Raw genomic sequence first — 18744 nt, forward strand, 5'->3', positions numbered from 1 at the left:
CTACCGCCGCGACCGGTGCCCGGCACCCCGGCCGGTCAGGCCCCGAGGAAGCTGTCGGTCACCCGCTCGAACTCTTCGGTGTGCGTCCAGATGAGTGCGTGGCCAGCAGCGCCGATGACCACCAGCTCCGCACCGGCGATGCCCGCGTGGAGCATCCTCGCGTGGTGGATCGGCACCGCTTGATCATCCGAGGCGGCGATCACGAGCGTCGGACAAGCGATCTCCCCCAGCCGCCGCCTGCTGTCGAACGCCATCGTCTCCTTCCAGGCGGACACCATCAACCTGCGGTCCTGGTCCGCGATGAGCCCCGCGAGCCAGTCGGCACGTTCCCTGCCGAGCTGCGGCGCCGCCGGTGAAACGATCAACCTCGCCGACAGCCGCATGCCAAGGAGCTGGAGCACCAGCGGCAGCAGACGACCCTCGACCTGTTCCCGCAAGGTCGCCATGTTGAACGCGAAGGTGCAGGCGAGGACGAGGCGGTCGCACCGGTCGGGAAAGTCGAGGACCAACTGCTGAGCGATCGCACCGCCCTGCGAGTAGCCGAGCACGGCGGTGGACTCGATGCCCAGCTGGTCGAGCACCTGCGACAGGTCGGCTGCCAGCTGCGTGGCCGCGTACGGCGGCGGAAGTCCCCGACTCCGTCCGTGGCCGCGCAGGTCGGGAACGATCACGCGATGACGGGCGGCGAAATGCTCTATCACCGGCTCGAACATCTGGCCGGTGACCATCAAGCCGTGCACGAGCAGGAGCGGCGACCCCGATCCGTACTCAGTGAAGTACAGGCGCTCTGACGGTGATCGGGCAGAGCTCATGGCAGTCTCACCGCCCTTCCCCGCATGTGCCCGCCCGTCCCGCTCGTGAATGATGTTGACTCAGAACTTGACGACGCCGATCACGTTTTCCACCGGCACCGGTCCATTCTGCGAGGAGTCGTTGGCCGCCTCGCGGTAGTCGCCGAGAAGGTAGACCTCGCCCGCCGGCACGGTGATGGGCTGGAACTCCGTCTGAACAACGGCACCCGGAAAGGCCGCATCCTGGACGTAGGGCTCGTCCTGCCCGTCGCCGTTACGGACGATCCGGCCCTCAGCGTCGCAGCAGGCGATGGTGTCGCCCGGCACCGCCACCACTCGAAAGATCCATGGCGGCTCCCCTTCGCGGTGATCCCAGGATTCCGGTGGATCGAACACCACGACGTCGCCCGTACGCGGCTGGTAGTCGCCCGGCTTCACCACCTCGGCCATGACCATCGAACCCGCGGTGATCGTCGGCTCCATCGCGCGGGAGCCCATCCGATAGCGCTCGCCCCGGGCACCCTCGCCGGGCGACCCGCAGGCGGCCAGCGAAACCACGAGTCCGACCAGGACGACGGTCTTCCGCATGCCCGGATCATGCCAGCTCGCTTCGGGTCACGATGTTCGGTCGGCCGTTCACGGAGCTTCCTCCCCTACTGGGCGCGGTGTCAGTTTCTGCCCATGCCGGCCTGCGGGCGACGGCAGACAGACCGCACGGACCCGTTGACCTCAGACCGATCGGCGGATGTCCAAGCAGCGGTACCTGGTTCGGTACGGTCCGCCCTACAGGGCCTTCGTCATGAAGACGCTGTTGGGATCCTCCGAGTAAGAACCGAATGGGGGGCAGAGGACGAACCCTGCCTTGGCATACAGCGCTCTCGCCGGGGCGAAGAAATCCATGCTGCCGGTCTCGAGGGAGATCCGGCGAATGTGGCGCCCACGGGCATCCCGCAGCAGATGCTCGAGGAGCCGAGTCGCGATTCCCTGGCCTCGTCGCGTCGGATCCGTCCGCATGCTCTTGAGTTCCTCATGACCCGGCTCCAGTGCCGCGAGAGCGCCAGTCCCGACAATCTCGTCGCCAACGGACGCCACCCAGAGGCGGACGTCTGGTGCCTGCAGCCCACGGAGGTCCAGTGCGTGCCGGCTCTCCACCGGGGCTGTGGGCGCGAGGTCGTCAAGATGCGCCCGAAGAAACGCACCCAGGTGCGGGTCAGCGAAGTCGGCACGCTCGATGGTCAGGTGCATGGTGGCATGTTGTCGAGACCCTGTTGCAATTGCGTTTCGCGCGAGTGACGACCACCGACAGCGAAGCGGGCGCCCCCGCGACGAGGGCGTCCGCTTCGCTTCGTGCGCTACGCCAGCACACTGGCGGCCGGGCCCGCCGCGGCCCGCTCCGCGGTGATCCGGCGGCGCCGGGTCGGCAGCCCGAGCATCGGGTTGGCGACGCCCCAGGCGGCACCCTTGCAGACCAGCTCCTTGTAGACGGCGGCGAGCCGTCCGGTCAGGACCGCCTGGACAGCGCGGTCGTCGGCGGTGACGTACTGGATCAAGCCATCGTTGCGGCCCAGTGAGATGCACTGGTTGAAGTAGCGGATCGGCACGTTGGGGAGCTTCCCGCCGGTCAGGCGCGCGGCGATCGCGTCGGCGGCCTGCCATGCGGCTGGGGTACCCGAAGCGCACGACATCCGCAACGGCTTGTTGCCCGGTCCCATCGCACAGGCCGCGTCCCCGACGGCGTACACGTCCGGGTGCGAAACCGAACGCATGGTCCCGTCGACCACGATCTGGCCGGTACCGGTGACCTTCAGGGCGGTCGCCTTCGCGATCGGGTGGACCGCGAAGCCGGTGGTCCACACGGTGACCGTGGCCGGGATGGCCCTGCCGTCGGCGATGTCGACGCGGTCGGCGTCGACGCCGGTGACGGCGGCGTGCTCGTACCCGGTGATCCCGAGCTTGCCGAAGACCTTCCGGAGGTGCTCGCGGCCCTTGGGCGAGAGCCAGTCGCCGAGGCCGCCGTCGGCGGCGAGGGCGACGTCGAGGTCCGGGCGGGCCTCGGCGATCTCGGTCGCGGCCTCCAGGCCGGTGAGGCCGCCGCCGACGACGACCACGGTCTGCCCGGCGTCGAGGCGGGCCAGGCGCGCGCGCAGCCGGAGTGCTCCGGGGCGGCTGGCGATCTCATAGGCGTGCTCGGCGGTCCCGGGGACGCCTTGGGTGTTCCAGCCGCTGCCGAGGGCGTAGACGAGCGTGTCGTAGGCGAGTTCTCCGGCACCGTTCGGGTCAGTGACGGCGACGGTCCTGCGGTCGACGTCGACGCTGGTGACCTTGGCGAGCCTCAGTTCGACGCCGGTGCCTGCGAACATCTCGCTGAATGGCCGGGGCTTGAGGTCCTGGCCGGCCGCCAGCTGGTGCATGCGGACGCGTTCGACGAAGTCCGGCTCGGCGTTGACGAGGGTGATGGCGACGTCCTCGCGGCGGAGCCGCTTGGCGAGGCGGCCGGCGGCGATGGCTCCGGTGTAGCCGGCTCCGAGGACGATGATGCGGTGCGGCATTTCCCTGCTCCTGTCTTGCGCGGGCTTGCCCCTTGAACCGGGCGGCCCGCCGTTTCCTGACAGCAAGGCGATGTGAAGCACCTCACTTGGCGGTCAGAAGGCGTTGAACAGGGGTTCCCCGTGTTCGGTGGCCGCCCAGTGCGCGGTCGCGCGTTCCAGCTTGTCGGGGTTGACCTGGTTGCGGAACGCGGCGATGCCGTCGGCGGTGACCTCCAGGCACATGACGCCGACGACCCGGCCGTCCAGGACGGCCACGACGGCGGGGTCGCCGTTGGCGGTCCAGGCGTAGACCTCGGGCGCGCCGCCGACGATGGCGCGCTTGGCCTCGCCGGGTTTGAACAGCCCGCGCAGGAACTTCGCGACTGCGGCGGCGCCCTCGAACGCCTTGGCGCGGGCCGGGACCTTCCCGCCGCCGTCGCCGATCGAGATGGCGTCCTCGGTGAGCAGGCGCACGAGCGGCTCGGTCTGGCCGCTGGTGGCGGCCGTCAGGAACTCCTCGACGATCCGCCGAGCGGCGGCCCCGTCGATCTCGGTGCGGGCCTTGCCGTCCGCGACGTGCTTCTTGGCGCGGTGGAAGATCTGCTGGCTGGCGGTCTCGGTGATGTCGAGGATCTCGGCGATCTCCCGGTGCGGGTAGTCGAAGGCCTCCCGGAGCACGTACACCGCCCGCTCGTTGGGAGCGAGGCGCTCCATGAGGGTGAGGACCGCGTACGAGACCGATTCGCGCTGCTCGGCGGTGTCGGCCGGGCCGAGCATCGGGTCCCCGGCGAGCAGCGGCTCGGGAAGCCATTGACCCACATAGGTCTCGCGGCGCGCCCGGGCGGAGGTGATCTGGTTGAGGCACAGGTTGGTGAGGACCTTCGTCAGCCAGGCCTCGGGGACCTCGATGCGGTCGACGTCGGCGGCCTGCCAGCGTAGGAATGTCTCCTGCACAGCGTCCTCGGCCTCCATGGCGGAGCCGAGGAGGCGGTAGGCGATGGCCTCCATGCGCGGCCTGGCGGCCTCGAACCGGTCGACGTCGTCCGGGGTCAAGGGCATGGCCCGATCCTAGGTCGCGCGGCGCGAATCGTCCGCCGCCGCGACGGGGCCTTCGCCGTTCGACACGCGGTCCGACCTCGCGGAGGCAGCAGGGCTCGCCGGGTGTGGCTCGGCTGCCCTGCGCCGCCCGTTTCGTCAGGCCAACGGTGCGGCCGGCGGCTGAGCCGGCTGGGACGCGCGCCGCATCAGCACGATGATCCCGCTCACCGCGGTGACCAGCAACGCCACCACCTCGAACGGCACGGCCGCCAGGAAAGGCCACCGCCAACCGAGCGACCGCCCCAGAAACGCCCCGGCCACGGGTCCGAGACCCAGGGCCAGCACCACCGCACCGGCGACGAGTGGCACCATCAACCCGCGCCGTGCCCCCATCTGCGTGATCAGGACGGCCGTGACGCCCCAGGCCAGACCGGCCCCGACCCCGGTCACCGCGCGGCCGAGCAGCAGCGTTCCGCTCCCCGGGGCCAGCGCGGTCAGCAGCGATCCGGGAACCAGCAGCACGATCGCGGGCAGCGCGACCGCGGTCGGCCACCGCCGGCCGAGCAGAGCGCCGACCGGAGTCGCCAGTAGCGCCGCCAGCAGGTAGGCGACGAAGACCCAGGGGATCACCGAGGCCGGCAGATGCATCTCCCGTTGGATCGCGGCCTTTTCCGGCCCGACGGTGACGGCGAGCAGGAAGGCACCCAGCGACGCGGCGAGTGTCGGCCCGATCAGCAGCCAGGCCGGACGGACGCTGGGGCGCGTGCCGTATGGGGGAATCTGGTGGGTGGTGTCGGGGAAGGGCAGGTTCACCCCGGTGAATATACGGGCGCGGCCTCTGCGGCGGGTAACGGTACTGGCGGTTGACCGAGCGATGATGAGCGCCGTGGTATCCCGTATGGACAGTGTCACCCCGCCGAGGAGGGTCCATGACGATCGGGTTGCGCGAGCGCCTGCACGAAACGCGCCGGGCCGGGAAGGTTGAGGGCCTCCACGCGGTCGTGGCGGTCCGTGGTGGCGAGACCCTGCTGGCGTACTACGGCGCAGGCGAGGACTTCAGCTGGGGCACATCGCTGGGTGTCGTCGAGTTCGGACCCGGGACCCTGCACGACGTCCGGTCGGTCACCAAGAGCGTGACCGCGCTGCTGTACGGCATCGCGCTCGGCCAGGGCAGCGTCCCCCACCCCGCAGAGCCGCTGCTGCGCCAGTTCCCGGAGTACACCGATCTGGCGGCCGACCCCGAACGGGCCCGGCTCACCGTCGAGCACGCGCTGACCATGTCCCTCGGCCTGGAATGGCGCGAAGACCTCCCGTACGACAACCCGGCCAACGCCGAAATCGCGATGGAACTGGCGCCGGACCGGTACCGGTACGTGCTGGAGCGGCCGATCCTCGAGCCACCCGGCGCCCGCTGGTCCTACTGCGGCGGCGCCGCGGCGCTGCTTGGCCGGCTGATCACCGCCGGGACCGGACAGCCGCTGCCGCAGTACGGGCGAGAGGCGCTGTTCGCGCCACTCGGCATCCACAGCTTCGAGTGGATGACCGGCGCGGACGGGGTGGCCTCGGCCGCGTCCGGGCTGCGGCTCGCGCCGCGCGACCTGGCCAGAATCGGCGAACTGGTGCTCGCCGAGGGAGCATGGGCCGGTCATCAGATCGTCCCCGCCGGGTGGATCCACACGATGCTGCAGCCCCGCCTGCCGACCGACTGGGGCGGCCAGTACGGCTACCAGTGGTACGTCGAGACCATGGCGGGCCACCGGCTGGTGGCCGGGATGGGCAACGGCGGCCAACGCCTGATCGTCCTGCCCGACCTGGATCTCGCCGTGGCCATCACCGCCGGCAACTACGACGACCCTGACCAGTGGCGGACTCCGGTGGCGCTGCTGGAGCGGGTCATCCTGCCGGCGCTCGGGTGACGGGCGCACGCCGCCCTTGCGCGTAAATAGGTGGCGTGTGCGCAGGGAGGCGAGCAGGCTCGGCCCGTGACGAGCAGCGACCTGTGGGACGAGGACACCGCGGAGCGGTACGACGATCTCTCGGCCGAGATGTTTGCACCTGAGGTGCTCGACCCCGCCGTGGACTTCCTCGCCCGACTGGCGGGTTCCGGCCCCGCGCTGGAGTTCGCGATCGGCACGGGTCGGGTGGCCATCCCGCTCGCCGCCCGCGGCATCTCCGTGACCGGGATCGAACTGTCGGAGCCGATGGTCAACCGGCTGCGGCGCAAGGTGCCCGCGGAGCAGGTGCCGGTCGTCATCGGCGACATGGCCACGGCGACGGTCCCCGGCCAGTTCTCACTCGTGTACGTGGCGTGGAACAGCATCGGCAACCTGTGCACGCAGGACGAGCAGGTGCAGTGCTTCCGCAACGCTGCCCGGCACCTTGCGCCGGGTGGTCGCTTCGTCGTCGAACTGTGGGTGCCGGGCATCCGGCGGTTCCCCCCGGGGCAGTCGGCGGTGCCGTTCGAGGTGACCGACCGGCACGCCGGCTTCGACACCTACGACATGGTCACGCAGCGGGGAACGTCTCACCACTACCGCCGGCTGGACGATGGGACCATGCGCTACGGCTACAGCAACTTCCGCTACATCTGGCCCGCCGAGTGCGACCTCATGGCACGGCTGGCCGGCTTGACGCTGGAGCAGCGGGTGGCGGGCTGGGACGGGGCGCCCTTCACCTCCGACAGCGAGAGCCACGTGTCGGTCTGGCGCAAGCCCGCCGCCGGGGCCGTGGGCTGACGGGTGACCGCCGACACCACCAATCGATGGGGGTTAACATCCACCTGGCTGGTCCATTCAGGACCATGGGGAGGATGTTTTGCGTAGAAGAGCGATCTTCAAGGCCGCAGCCGCAGCGGCGGCCGCCGCTCCGGCCGCCGCGCTGCTCGGCGAGGCGCCCGCGCAGGCGTACGCCACCTACGACGTGGCCGTCTGCGAGCAGTATCACAACCAGATCCAGATCTATCCGTCCAGCTCGGCCTGGAGCACGTCGACGCTGAAGTGGAGCTTCAGCCCGGGCACCGCGAACGGCTGGTCGAACCTCTCCGACGTCAAGTTCCGCAACACGTCGGCGTTCGGCGTGGTCGCCCTGGTCACGGCGTCCGGCGGCAAGGTCGGCATCGTGAACAAGACCACCGAGACGGCGCAGGAGCTCAACGACCTCCTCTGGTATGCCACGCCGGGCAACAACCCGCACGCGATCGAGCGCATCCCGAACATCGGGGCGATCGTGGTGGCGTCCTCCGGCGGATACCTCTATCTCTACGGTCCCACCGCGGTGAGCGACCCGAGCACGCTGGCGCTGGTCCAGACGATCTCCTTCCCCGGCGCCCATGGCGTCTGGTGGGACGACGTCTCCGGCAAGCTGTGGGCGATCGGCCAGGACTACGCCCGGATCTACACCGTGTCCGGCACCTACCGCAGCACACGGCTGTCGCTGTCCCGGTCGATCTCGATCGGCGCCCATCTGGGGCACAGCCTGGACGCCAGCTACGCCAACGGCAACCTGATGCTGGCCACGGACGGCAGCAAGGTGATGACCATCGACAAGACCACGTACGCCGTGACCCAAACTATCCGGACAACTCGGTGAAGTCGTACTCGCAACACAGCTCGGGCGAGCGGTTCTGGGTACAGGCCACCGGGGCGACGTACCACGGGGACAACCGGAACTGGGTCAGCCCGACCGTGCAGTTCTTCGACTCCGCGGGCGCCAGGTCGTTCACCCGCTCCCTGTCGTATGGGGCGGAATTCTACAAGGCACGCCTGTACGACGTCGACTTCCACTGACCAGCCGGGCCACGCGGGCGGCCGGGTCGGTGAACCCGGCCGCCCGCGTGCTGACCGCTGGCGGACCTACCGGTCAAGCGGCTCGATCCAGACGTTCCGGTACTGGACCGGGTTGCCATGGTCCTGCAGCCGGATGGCGCCGGCCGCCGGACCCTCGGGCCGGCTGCTGCCGGTCGGACCGAGGATCTCGACGTCGTTGTGCACCGTGACGCCGTTCCACACCACGGTGACGCGGGCATTCTCGACCTTCTTGCCGGCCGCGTCGTAGCGGGCCTGCCGGTAGACGATGTCGTACGTCTGCCAGGTCTGGGGCGGCAGCGCCGCGTTGACGTCGGGGGCCTTCTGGTTGTAGATGGCCGCGGCATCGTTGGTCCGCGGCGGGTCGATGCCGAACGAGTCCAGCACCTGGATCTCGTAGCGGTCCTGCAGGAACACGCCGCTGTTGGCGCGCGCCTGACCGGTCACGTCCGGCGGGTACAGCGGCAGGTTGAACTCGACGTGCAGGCGGAAGTCACCGAAGGCCTCCACCGTGCGGAGGTCTCCGTTCCGGACGGTCATGGCGCCGCCGGCGACCGGCCATTGGGGTTCCCGCCCGTCGGTGTGCTGCCACTCGGTGAGGTCGCCACCGTCGAACAGCGTGATGCGTTCGCCGTGCCGCCGGACGGCGAGCACGTCGAGGTTCACGTGCCCGGAGTCCGCGGCCTCCTTGCGGTACTCGACCACATTGCGGCCCTTGTTCAGGGGCACGGTGGTGGTGACCGTTCCCCACTCCTCCCAGGTCACCGTCGAGGGGAAGACCCTCTGCTCCACCCGTTTGCCGTTGACGTACAGGCTCAGCTGTTTCTCACCCGAGTAGGGGTTCGGGCCGTTGCTGTAGCGCATCGCCAGGTCGTACGTCCCGCTCGCCCGGACATCGACCGAGATGCTGGTCGACGAGCCGTTCTGAGCGAAGCCGGCGGCGAAGCCTGCGCCGGAGTAGGCGGCGTGGTCGGTGGCCATGCCGACCGCGACCGTACGGCCTTCCTCGGCCTCGAAGAACGTCTGCGGCTGCACCACGCGGCCCGGGATCTCGTTGAGCGTGTACCAGGCCTCGGTGTTCCACAGCTCCTCGCCGTCGGCGGAGGAGAACGGACGCGGGGAGCGCACGTGCACCACGCGGTTCTCCTTCCGACCGGGGATGTGCAGCTTGACCGTGCGGCGGTCGGCCGACAGCTCGGCCTTGGTCACCTTGAGCGTCTCCAGCTCGAGCTTGGGCCCGCCGTACTGGCTCGTCGCACCGTAGCGCCACTGCGTCACCTGGTACGCGTCGGCGAGATCCGCGGCGGTCTCGGCGGACAGTGGCTTGGTGTACTCCAGCTCGAACCCGACGTGCGAGGCGCGCATCTCCTTGACCTCGAAGGTCGAGGTGCCGTTGGGCGTGAGCTTCTGCAGGCCGTAGGTGAGCTTGCCCTCCTGGCCCCAGTTACCGCCGGCGCCCAGGCCACCCACGTAGAGCGCTCCGTCGGGGCCGAGGGTCACCTCGTTGATGCCGGATTCCAGGCCCTGCGTGTGCCGGAACACCGCGCCCTGGTACTGCCCCTCGATCTCCTCGAGGAACACCCGCTGCAGGCCGCCGTAGGTCACGTCGCCGACGACCAGTTGCCCCGCGTACGGGCCCCGCTTCAGCAGCACGGGGGTGGACGGTGAGTTACCGATCTCGTTCTGCGGGAGCCAGACGATGGGGCGCGTCACCGGCTTGTCGTCGTACGGCCCGGCGGGCGTCGTGTAGTGGTTGTAGAAGGCGCCGTCCTGGATTTTGACCAGCTTGGACGCGGGCAGCCAGCCACCCTGGTTGTCGGTGACGAAGACCTCGCCCTTCGGGCCCCACCCGATCCCGTTCGGGGTGCGCAGCCCGCCGGCGACGTACGTGATCTCGCCGGTCGCGGCGTTCACCTTGATCGAGGTGCCGCGGTTCGGCGCGGGCTGGGGCACGGTGGTGGCGCCGCCCAGGTTGATGGCGACCGACAGGTTGAGATGGAAGTACCCGTCCCGGTAGAGCAGGCCGAACGCGAACTCGTGGAAATTGCGGCCCCACGGCCAGGTCGCAACCGTCCGGTAGTCATCCGCGAACCCGTCGCTGTCCGTGTCACGAAGGGCTGTCAGCTCGTGCTTCTGGCTGACGTAGACGGTGCCGTCGACCACCGCCACCCCCTGGGGCTCGCGCAGTCCGGCCGCGAACTTGCGGTAGGTCACCTGCTCGGGGCCGGTTTTTCCGGTGACGCCCTCGACCACGTAGACGTCGCCGGTCACGTTGTCGGTGCCGCCCCAGGTCGAGATCACCAGGTCGCCGCCGGGCATGAAGGCCATGCCGGTGACCTGCGGCTGGAAGCCCTCGGGACGCAGGTCGGTGAGGGTGTAGCCGGGGTGCACCCGGTCGAGGGGCAGGCCGTCGCCGGCGGAGTCGGTCGCGCCCTCGCAGTACTTCCACCCGGGGGCGGTGACGCGTACGACGCCGGCCTCGGTGCTCAGTGCGGAGGCCGGCACGAGTTCGAAGCCGCTCGCGCCAGGGGGGCGCCACTCGAGCCGCAGCACCTGGCCGCCGCCGTTCTCGAAGAACTCGACGAACAACGGGTGCAGGCCGGCGGTCAAGCTGACCGACCCTTCCTTGGCGGTCTCGCCGTGCAGGCCGTCGTGGTCGACGACAAGCTGGTCGTCGATCGTCAGGCGCGACCCGTCGTCGCTGGTGAGCCGGAAGGCGTAGTCGCCGTCGGTGGGCACGGTGAGGTTGGCGATGACGTGGCTGATGAAGCGGTCGGACAGGCCGAACTCGCCCGTGGTGGTCCAGTTGATCTGCGGCATGAGCTTGTCGACGTTCGGCGTCTGTGCGGGCTTGAGGGTGCACAGCGCCGACAGCGGGGTGCCCATGTCGTACGAGCGCAGGGTGACGCCCGGCTCCTGCGGCGGGACATCGGCGGTGACGGGTGCGGCCGTGGCCGAGGTGACGGGGACTGCGGCGAGCAGGGTCGCCAGAGCGGCACCAGCGGCCGCGAGCGCGGCTCGGCGGCGCCGGCGCCAGCGGTTCGGTGCGGTCATGGTTCCTCCTGGTGGGTGGCGGCGGGGCCCGGCCGGGAAGGATCCGTGCGACTTTCCTCCCCTGGACCGGCCAGTACGAGCGCGCAACACAAAAGATCGATGGCGATACTCTAATCTTTAGATCTAAAGAGCTCAACTTTTAGATGAATGAATGAAAGTCGATGCTCGGTGGCGACGGCAACCCTCGAGTTTCCGCTACGGCAACCGGCGGTCAGACCGGCGTCAATCTCCGTCCCGCAGGGTTGCTGCCGTGACGTACACATTGAACGCCGCACTGACGGTGGGCGCAGTCGTCGCCGCGCTGGTCGCTCCTCCGCACGGGGGCGCCCGCGCCGCCACCGCCCAACCCGCAGTGGTCACCACGGACAACGAAACCCCGATCCTGTACGACGACGACGCCGGCGGGAACGCCTCCGGTGACGACCCGGCCATCTGGGTCCACCCGGCCGACCCCCGAAAGTCGCTGGTGATCGTGACCGCCAAGGAGGGTGGCCTCCGCGTCTACGACATGGGCTCGCGCGAGCTCCAGTCGCTGCCCGCCACCGAAGCACCACGCGTCGACACCGCCACCGGCCGCTACAACAACGTGGACATCGCCTACGGCACTCGCCTGGCGGGTCGTCTGGTCGACGTCGCCGTCGTCTCGGACCGCTACAACGACCAGCTCCGCTTCTTCGTCGTCGACCCGGCCGGCGCGGCGGCGCGTTCCCCGCTGACCGAGGTCACCGCCGCCGACCAGAGCTTCCTCTTCAACCCCGACCGTCAGGCCGTCGACGAGGAGCACACCGCGTACGGCCTCGCCATCTGGCAGCCGCGGCCCGGCGAGACGTACGCCGTCGTCACCCAGGAGGGGGCGACCACCATCGCGACCGCGCGCATCGTCGAGATCGGCGGCAAGCTCGGCTACACGGGCATCCAGCGGCTCACCATGCCGAGTGCCTTCCCGCTGCCTGATGGGACGACCTGGGTTCCCTGCGAGGAGCCAGGTGTGCCCCCGCAGCTCGAGGGCGTCGCGGTGGACCAGGCGTCGGGCGTGCTCTACGCCGCGCAGGAGGACGTCGGACTGTGGCGGCTGCAGCTGCCGCTCGGCTCGGGCAACCAGCCGAAGCTCATCGACCGCGTCAAGGACTTCGGGATCCACGACGCCTACGACAGCGAGACCGAGGAATGCCGGCCGATCGACCCGAACGACAAGGGCTACGGCGGCAACCTGCTCACGGCCGACGCCGAGGGCGTCGACATCTACTACGGGCCCGGCTCCACCGGGTACGTGCTCGTGTCGAGCCAGGGCGACGACACGTTCGCGGTCTACGAGCGCCAGGGCGTGAACGGTGCAGTGGGGAGCTTCCGAGTCAAGGGCGTCGGCGGCGCCGACGACATCAACGGTTCCGACGGGCTCGCCGTGACGAACCGCCCCGTCGGCAACTACCGGCAGGGCCTGTTCGTCACGCACGACGAGCCCGAAACCGGGCCCGACGTGGACGACGACCGCGATGCCACGAACTTCTCCTACGTCTCCTGGGGCGACATCGCCCGCGCGTTGTCCCTGACCGTGGACACCCGGGCCGGGAACGACCCGCGGTTGCGCTGACTCCCTCCGATCGGGCCCGGCCCGCTCCAGGACCACTGGAGCAGGCCGGGCCCGGCCCGTGCTTGCGCTTGTGCTTCAGGTCACCGCCCGGCACGTCACATCCGGCGCTGCCAGCTCGTCCTTGAAGCCGGCAACCAGGAGGGCTCATGTTCACCGCTTACGTCACGGTCACCGTCATCGCCTCGGTCTTCAACGGCATCGCCGCCGTCACCTACCTGAGCGGCCACGACTATCCGAAGGCCCAGGCGGACATGAAGCGCGTGCCCCGGTCGTGGGTACCGGTGTTGGGCATGTTGCTGGCGGCGGGCTCCTCGGGGCTGCTGGTCGGGTTCGCCGTGCCACTGCTGGGGACACTCGCGGCCGCTGGCCTCGTGCTGTATTTCCTCGGCGCTCTGATCGCGCACCTGCGAGTGGGTTCCCGTCAGCTCGTGGGATGGGCCGTGTTCTTCTCCACCGCGGTGGCCACGCTAGCCGTCAACCTGGCCTACCAGCGGTGAACCGTGGCGGCCTAATCGGTTGGCACCACACCGTCCGGCCGCACTAGCGTGCCAGCCGTGCCCATCCATGATGACGAGATTCGAGCCACCGTCGATCAGGTGCGCCGCCTGGTCGCGGCCCAGTGTCCGCAGTGGGTCGACCTTCCCGTGGCGCCGCTACCGGACGCGTTGGAGGGCACTGACCACGTACTCTTTCGGATCGGCGACGAACTCGTCGCCCGGATGCCCAAGATTGCCGGGGCGGTCGACCAGGCCGATTCGGATGCGCGGTGGCTGCCCTTGCTGGCGTCCCACCTGCCGGTGCGAATTCCAGTTCCGCTGCACGTGGGCGAGCCGGGCGCGGGGTATCCATGGCGGTGGACCGTGGTGCCGTGGGTCGTGGGGGAAACGCCTCCCAGGCTTGGCTGCGACGACGTGCTCCTCGCCCGCGATGTGGCGGCCTTCGTTCGCGCCCTGCATAGCGTGGAGCCGGCCGGAGGCCCGCTCAAGCCACCGGGTACCCGCGGGTCCGCCCTGCTCCACGTCGATGAAAACGTCCGCCGAGTGCTGCCCCGGCTCGCCGAGCATGACGACGGCTTCGACGTGACTGCGGCCGAGGCGGCCTGGGACATCTGTCTGGCTGCGCCTGACTGGGACCGGGACCCCGTATGGATCCACGGTGATCTGCAACCGGGCAATCTGATCACCGACTGCGGCCGACTGGCCGCGGTCATCGACTTCGGCGCACTCGGTCTCGGCGATCCGGCGCCGGACGTGGCTCCGGCGCTATGGACCTTCACCGGCGCGGCCCGGGAAGCCTACCGGGAGGCGATCGGGTACGACGACGCTACCTGGCGCCGCGCCTGCGGTTGGGCCCTCGCACCGTCGCTGACCGGCCTCGACTACTACCGGCACACCTTCCCGCGAATGGCCGAGCACGGCCGCCGAATGGTCCGCGCAGTGATCGCCGAACTGGCGTGACTGCTACCGCCAGCCGAGTGGCTCCGCGCGCTCAACGACCCCGAGGCTGGCTCAACTCTTCCTTGCGGCGTAGCAGGGCCGCCCTCCTACGGCGGGCGGTGCGCAGGTTGGCAATGGTCAGAACGCCCAACGCCAGCACCACGACGATCAACGACGGCGCGAGCTTGTGCCGCAGGGTGGTGATGACCAGCGCACCGACGGTGAACAGCAGCCAGGCGCCCAGTCCGAGCCAGCCGGCGACGACGCGATCCTGGGCGAACATCGGCGTCCTGCGGGTCACGGCCCAGCCGCCGAAAGCCGCCCAGCACAGTCCGATCGCCATCAGTACCGCGAACGCCACCATCGTCCGTGGTGGCAGCCCGGGCTCGGTTGCCCACAGCAGCCCGATCAGGCTGCTGCCGGCGAGCCCGGCGAGCGCTAGTGCCATATACCCGACCTTCTTACGCAGCGACAACGGTGCGTCGAGCCGCTTGAGCAACTCTTCCGGCGTCATGCTTCGTACCCCTTCCGCGCCAACTCGCGGCGCAACAACTTCCTCGCCCGGTTGAGCCGCGACTTGATGGTGCCGACCGGCACGGCGCAGATCTGTGCGCACATCTCCAGCGGCAGGTCCTCGAGATAGAACAGCAGCAGCACCTCCCGTTCCCTGGCCGGAAGCGCCGCCAACGCGCCACCGAGCAGTTCCCGATCGACCACCGCTCCGCCTCGTCGACTCCCGGCACGTCGTCGATCGCCTCGGGCTCCGGGTGTGCGTAGCCATCGCGCAGTCGGTTCATCACCGCCCGGCGAGCGATGGTGAAGAGCCAGGGGGCGAACCGATCCGGCTGCCGCAGTCGCGGCAGCCCCTTGAAGACCGCCAGCCACACCTCCTGCACCACATCGTCGTCGGGCCCGGTCAGCATCCGCCCGACGTACCGCTCGATCGCCGGATGCCAGGCCCGAACCAGTTCGGCGAAGGCTTCACGTTCGCCCAACTGGCAGCGAACCAGCAACAACTCATCGGCCATCTGCCCTCCTTCGCCTGTTCAGTCGCGGCTCGCGCCGTACAGGTTCATTTCTCGTCCAGGGCCGTCCGAACCGTGCCGGGCCGAAGCGGGAGATGGCAACTTCTGGCGGCCCTACCTGAATCCGGGGTTAGGCGCACGCAAGCTCAGGCCGGGCCGCCCACCGAAGCCACCGGTTGGGTACCTGAAAGGCAGTGAGCATTTGTATACTTGGAAGTCAACAAGCCGGGAAGGGTGATCGTGGCCGACGAGAAACCGGAGCCGGGACGCCGTCTGCCCCGGGCACAGCGGCGGGAACAGATCCTCGCCGCGGCGACCGAAGCGTTCGCCCGGTCCGGTTTCGCGGCGACGGGCCTGGACGAGATCGCCACCGAGGCCGGGATCACGAGGGTGATCCTCTACCGGCATTTCGACTCCAAGACCGACCTGTACCAGGCAGTTCTCGACCGGATGTGCGCCCGGCTGGACGCCCACGTCGAAGAGCCCGTCGGTGGGTTCACCGACGCCAGCACCGACGGCCTCCTTCGGGCAGCGGTCGAGTCCCCGGCCGGGTTCCGGCTGCTGTTTCAGCACGCCCTGCGCGAACCGGAGTTCAAAGAGCGCATCGAGAAGTTCTGTGCTGGCATCACCGCCGCCGCGTACCTGCAGATCTCGGCGGCCGTACCCGACGAGGCGCTGGCGCGCTGGGCCGCCCAGCTCGGCCCGGTGGTGGCGATCGAGGCGATCATCGCCTGGCTCGACGCCGGGCAGCCCGACCCCGCCAGAGCCGCCGCCCGGGTCCGCCAGGCGGTCACGGGAGTGATCGGCGCTGCCGTCTCCGCCGATGTGGATCGCGCCCTTCTCCACCCCGCCAACGTGGAAGGACCACCGCCATGAGCAGTACCGCCAAGGGGAAGACCGGTGAGACCCCGGCCGCGAAGCAGCGGCGAGTCTGGGACAGGGCCGCTCCCAGCTACGACAGACAGATCGTTCTCCTCGAGCGGATCCAGTTCGGCGGCGGCCGGGAGTGGCTGGGCGCCCGCGTCCGCGGCCGGGTGCTGGAGGTCGCCATCGGCACCGGCCGGAACCTGCCGCACTATCCCGCCGACGCGACGCTCACCGGGATCGAACTGAGTCCGGCGATGCTGGGCATCGCCCGGCAGCGCGCCGCCCACCTCGGCCGTTCGGTCGACCTGCAAGAGGGCGACGCCGAGCGCCTGCCGTTCGACGACGCGTCGTTCGACACGGTCGTCTGCGCCCTGTCGCTGTGCGCCATCCCGCACCCGGTGAAGGCTATCGGCGAGATGAAGCGCGTCCTCGTACCTGGCGGCAGGCTGCTCCTGCTCGACCATATCGGCAGCACCTGGCCACCGGTCTACGCCGCCCAGTGGCTCCTTGAACGGGTCACCATTCGCGCGGCCGGCGAGCACTTCACCCGCCGCCAGCTACCCCTCGTGCGGGCCGCGGGCTTCGAGATCGTCGAGACAGAAAGGCTGAAGGCCGGCACCGTCGAACGCGTCCACGCGGTCAAGCCCAACTGATCCGCTGCCGCAACAAGGACTGCTCGGCCGGGTTGGCGGTCAACTCCAGCGCCCGCCTGTCCGCCTCGTGTGCCTCGTGCTGGCCGGCACGGGGGTACGCGCGACGGTTCAGCCGGGTTGACGACGGCAGCATCGACGCCACGACCCCCTCCCCCGCCCCGCCATCCGCTGAGCCCTGGAGTTCGGTACACCCCAAAATGTCAGAGATCGGAGGGAGAAGGCCGATAATATGCTGTCCATCCTCACCTGAGCAGCCCGGTTCTGGGTGGCGGCACGCCTGGCGAGCAGGAGGTCGGCGCGGTGGTCGTGCTGCGATCGGCGTCCGTACGCATCCTGGCGCTCCTTACCCTGACCACGCTTCCGCCGATCCTGGAGGCGGTGCTGTCGAGCCGCTTCGGCCTCCGGTCCGCCGTGGGGCTGGCTCCGCAGGCGAGCGCGCCGGTGCCCTTCGCGACCTTTCACGACCTGCGCTGGATCTCCGTATATCACGACTCGTGGCCGCAGTTCACGGGCGAACTGATCGCCACGGTGGTCGGGCGCGGTGTGTGGACCGCTGCCATCGTGCTGGTCGCCTGGCCGCCGCAGGCGGGACCGCGCCCGGCGGTGGGCCGGGCATTGCTCACCGGCATCGCGGGCATCGCCGTCCTGGCCGTTGTCATGCTGCCCTGGGCCGCGCTCTCGGTGGCACTCGCCGCGACCTCGCTGTCCTGGCTCTTCATTGCCGATGTGGGCGTGGTTTTCGTGCTCGTCCTCGTCGGGCAGCGGGCCGGCCTGGTGCCCGACTGGTGGCGGGGGCTACCGCCGCCGGCCGCCGTGCTCTGGGCCGTGGTGTCGTTCCTGATCCTGACCATTGCCTCGGTGCTCATGTCCGCCGCGCCGGGCCCGTTGCCCATCGTGCTGGCCGCCCTCGCCGGCGTCGTGAACGGCTGGCTCTGGCGGCGCCTGCTCGCGGCGGTGCTGACGGCACGCGTCGTGCTGGTCCGGGTCCCGGTCGCCCCGTTGGTCGCCGTCGGGCTCCTGCTCGGCATCGCCCCGGCCGGGTTCCTGGCCAGGACCGCTGCCCAGGTCGCCGGGCAACCGCCGCCCCCACTGGCTATCGGCCCCGGCGGCAGGCCGCCTCAGGCACTCATCTTCGTGGGTGGCTACGACTCCGTCGGCGACGGCGCGCCGGTCGGCGGCGGCCAGCAGATCGCCGACAGCATCCCGTTCGAAGTGTTCTCCTACGCCGGCCTGGACTCCGGCGGGCGGCCGCTGCCGTATCGGGCGCAGCAAACCCAGCAGTCGCTGGAGAGCAGCGCGAAACTGCTCGACGCACAGGTCGCCGAGGTGCACGACCGCACCGGTCAGCCGGTGGCCCTGCTCGCGGAGAGTGAGGGAGCCCTCGTCGTCCGCACCTACCTGGCAACGCGTCCGCACCCGGCCGTGGTTGCGGTCATCCTGCTCAGCCCAGTGCCCAACCCATCCGCAGCCGCCTTCCCACCGTCCGGCGACGGACGCGGTTGGGGACTGGCCGCAGGCGCGCAGCTACGGGCGATCCTGACGGTCGCCAGGTGGTCCAGCGGCCTGCCGATCAGCACCGACGAACCGCTCATCCACTCGCTCCTGGGCAACCCACAGCGCTACCGCGATCAGATGTTCTGTCCGGTCCCGGGGGTACGCATGGTGGCCTTCGTGACGCTCAGCGATGCCCTCGCCGATCGGCCGGGCAACCCGTTGGGCGTGCCGTTCGTCCTGGTGGTCGCCTTGCACGGGGACGCGTTCGACCGCAGCCGGGTGCAGCGGGGACTCGTCGCGTTTCTCCAGGGTGAGACACCGCGGACGACGGGCGCGGAGCTGTACCGGATACTGCGGGGCGCGGCGGTCGCCTGGCAGGCGCCGCCGCTCCGGCTTTCGCTCATCCCTCCCGGACCGGCCGGATACGAGATACCGCGCTGCCACGGCTGAACTTCCGGGACGGG

General features: G+C 69.9%; 20 protein-coding genes and 1 pseudogene. 10 read left to right on the forward strand and 11 right to left on the reverse strand.

The features are described 5' to 3' along the window. Positions 1 to 35: 35 nt before the first annotated feature. The 6 genes from ACFYML_RS09935 to ACFYML_RS09960 all read right to left on the reverse strand — a co-directional run bounded on the left by ACFYML_RS09935 (position 36) and on the right by ACFYML_RS09960 (position 5170). Positions 36 to 812: an alpha/beta fold hydrolase gene (locus ACFYML_RS09935; RefSeq protein ID WP_387420227.1), complete on the reverse strand. Its 777-nt coding sequence runs from the start codon at positions 810 to 812 to the stop codon at positions 36 to 38. Between the two features lie 60 nt (positions 813 to 872). Further along, entirely contained in the window at positions 873 to 1379 is a 507-nt protein-coding gene (lepB, locus tag ACFYML_RS09940; protein WP_387420228.1) for a signal peptidase I, read from the reverse strand. Positions 1380 to 1574: 195 nt separating this feature from the next. Then, on the reverse strand, positions 1575 to 2036 hold the full coding sequence (locus ACFYML_RS09945; RefSeq protein ID WP_387420229.1) for a GNAT family N-acetyltransferase: 462 nt from the start codon (positions 2034 to 2036) through the stop codon (positions 1575 to 1577). Between the two features lie 107 nt (positions 2037 to 2143). Continuing rightward, entirely contained in the window at positions 2144 to 3340 is a 1197-nt protein-coding gene (locus ACFYML_RS09950) for an NAD(P)/FAD-dependent oxidoreductase (protein WP_387420230.1), read from the reverse strand. Between the two features lie 93 nt (positions 3341 to 3433). Continuing rightward, a complete protein-coding gene (sigJ, locus tag ACFYML_RS09955) occupies positions 3434 to 4378 on the reverse strand; it encodes an RNA polymerase sigma factor SigJ (RefSeq protein WP_387420231.1) in 945 nt (314 codons plus the stop codon). Between the two features lie 135 nt (positions 4379 to 4513). After that, entirely contained in the window at positions 4514 to 5170 is a 657-nt protein-coding gene (locus tag ACFYML_RS09960) for an MFS transporter (RefSeq protein ID WP_387420232.1), read from the reverse strand. A gap of 116 nt (positions 5171 to 5286) precedes the next feature. Between ACFYML_RS09960 and ACFYML_RS09965 the strand changes: the two genes are divergently transcribed. The 4 genes from ACFYML_RS09965 to ACFYML_RS09980 all read left to right on the forward strand — a co-directional run bounded on the left by ACFYML_RS09965 (position 5287) and on the right by ACFYML_RS09980 (position 8142). Next, positions 5287 to 6273: a serine hydrolase domain-containing protein gene (locus ACFYML_RS09965; RefSeq protein ID WP_387420233.1), complete on the forward strand. Its 987-nt coding sequence runs from the start codon at positions 5287 to 5289 to the stop codon at positions 6271 to 6273. 66 nt (positions 6274 to 6339) lie between these two features. Continuing rightward, positions 6340 to 7092, forward strand: coding sequence for a class I SAM-dependent DNA methyltransferase (locus ACFYML_RS09970; RefSeq protein WP_387420234.1), 753 nt, complete (start codon positions 6340 to 6342; stop codon positions 7090 to 7092). Positions 7093 to 7171: 79 nt separating this feature from the next. After that, positions 7172 to 7945, forward strand: coding sequence for a hypothetical protein (locus ACFYML_RS09975; protein WP_387420235.1), 774 nt, complete (start codon positions 7172 to 7174; stop codon positions 7943 to 7945). Then, positions 7942 to 8142: a hypothetical protein gene (locus tag ACFYML_RS09980; protein WP_387420236.1), complete on the forward strand. Its 201-nt coding sequence runs from the start codon at positions 7942 to 7944 to the stop codon at positions 8140 to 8142. Before ACFYML_RS09975 ends, ACFYML_RS09980 begins: the two co-directional genes overlap by 4 nt. 66 nt (positions 8143 to 8208) lie before the next feature. Here the strand turns inward: ACFYML_RS09980 and ACFYML_RS09985 are convergent, their stop codons facing one another. Beyond that, the gene (locus ACFYML_RS09985; protein WP_387420237.1) at positions 8209 to 11214 is read right to left on the reverse strand and encodes a family 16 glycoside hydrolase; all 3006 of its coding nucleotides are present in this window, start codon (positions 11212 to 11214) and stop codon (positions 8209 to 8211) included. 250 nt (positions 11215 to 11464) lie between these two features. On the opposite strand from ACFYML_RS09985, the gene ACFYML_RS09990 reads away from it, so the two are divergent. The 3 genes from ACFYML_RS09990 to ACFYML_RS10000 all read left to right on the forward strand — a co-directional run bounded on the left by ACFYML_RS09990 (position 11465) and on the right by ACFYML_RS10000 (position 14262). Next, complete coding sequence (locus tag ACFYML_RS09990; protein WP_387420238.1) at positions 11465 to 12805, forward strand: phytase; 1341 nt, start codon at positions 11465 to 11467, stop codon at positions 12803 to 12805. A 146-nt stretch (positions 12806 to 12951) separates the two neighbouring features. Next, positions 12952 to 13302 carry a DoxX family protein gene (locus ACFYML_RS09995; RefSeq protein WP_387420239.1) on the forward strand — a complete coding sequence of 117 codons (351 nt, stop codon included), beginning with the start codon at positions 12952 to 12954 and terminating at the stop codon, positions 13300 to 13302. Between the two features lie 99 nt (positions 13303 to 13401). After that, positions 13402 to 14262, forward strand: coding sequence for an aminoglycoside phosphotransferase family protein (locus ACFYML_RS10000; protein WP_387420240.1), 861 nt, complete (start codon positions 13402 to 13404; stop codon positions 14260 to 14262). Between the two features lie 31 nt (positions 14263 to 14293). Here ACFYML_RS10000 and ACFYML_RS10005 read toward each other — a convergent pair whose 3' ends face one another. The 3 genes and pseudogenes from ACFYML_RS10005 to ACFYML_RS10015 all read right to left on the reverse strand — a co-directional run. After that, entirely contained in the window at positions 14294 to 14755 is a 462-nt protein-coding gene (locus ACFYML_RS10005) for a hypothetical protein (protein ID WP_387420241.1), read from the reverse strand. Next, complete coding sequence (locus ACFYML_RS10010; RefSeq protein WP_387420242.1) at positions 14752 to 14958, reverse strand: RNA polymerase sigma factor; 207 nt, start codon at positions 14956 to 14958, stop codon at positions 14752 to 14754. The genes ACFYML_RS10005 and ACFYML_RS10010 overlap by 4 nt, the downstream gene beginning before the upstream one ends. Positions 14959 to 15080: 122 nt before the next feature. Further along, positions 15081 to 15269, reverse strand: a pseudogene (locus ACFYML_RS10015) (RNA polymerase subunit sigma-24); the annotation flags it as partial. Positions 15270 to 15506: 237 nt separating this feature from the next. On the opposite strand from ACFYML_RS10015, the gene ACFYML_RS10020 reads away from it, so the two are divergent. Beyond that, positions 15507 to 16142 (forward strand): TetR/AcrR family transcriptional regulator, encoded by a 636-nt coding sequence (locus ACFYML_RS10020; protein ID WP_387420243.1) that lies wholly within the window; start codon positions 15507 to 15509, stop codon positions 16140 to 16142. Further along, positions 16139 to 16786: a class I SAM-dependent methyltransferase gene (locus tag ACFYML_RS10025; protein ID WP_387420244.1), complete on the forward strand. Its 648-nt coding sequence runs from the start codon at positions 16139 to 16141 to the stop codon at positions 16784 to 16786. The genes ACFYML_RS10020 and ACFYML_RS10025 overlap by 4 nt, the downstream gene beginning before the upstream one ends. Here the strand turns inward: ACFYML_RS10025 and ACFYML_RS10030 are convergent. Then, positions 16773 to 16928 (reverse strand): hypothetical protein, encoded by a 156-nt coding sequence (locus tag ACFYML_RS10030; protein WP_387420245.1) that lies wholly within the window; start codon positions 16926 to 16928, stop codon positions 16773 to 16775. The two genes, ACFYML_RS10025 and ACFYML_RS10030, sit on opposite strands and share 14 nt — an antisense overlap. 158 nt (positions 16929 to 17086) lie before the next feature. Between ACFYML_RS10030 and ACFYML_RS10035 the strand changes: the two genes are divergently transcribed. Beyond that, positions 17087 to 18730: a hypothetical protein gene (locus ACFYML_RS10035; RefSeq protein WP_387420246.1), complete on the forward strand. Its 1644-nt coding sequence runs from the start codon at positions 17087 to 17089 to the stop codon at positions 18728 to 18730. The last annotated feature ends 14 nt before the right edge of the window (positions 18731 to 18744 follow it).

The organism is Micromonospora sp. NPDC007230, from assembly GCF_042869115.1.
In the GTDB taxonomy this organism is placed as follows: Bacteria; Actinomycetota; Actinomycetes; order Mycobacteriales; family Micromonosporaceae; genus Micromonospora.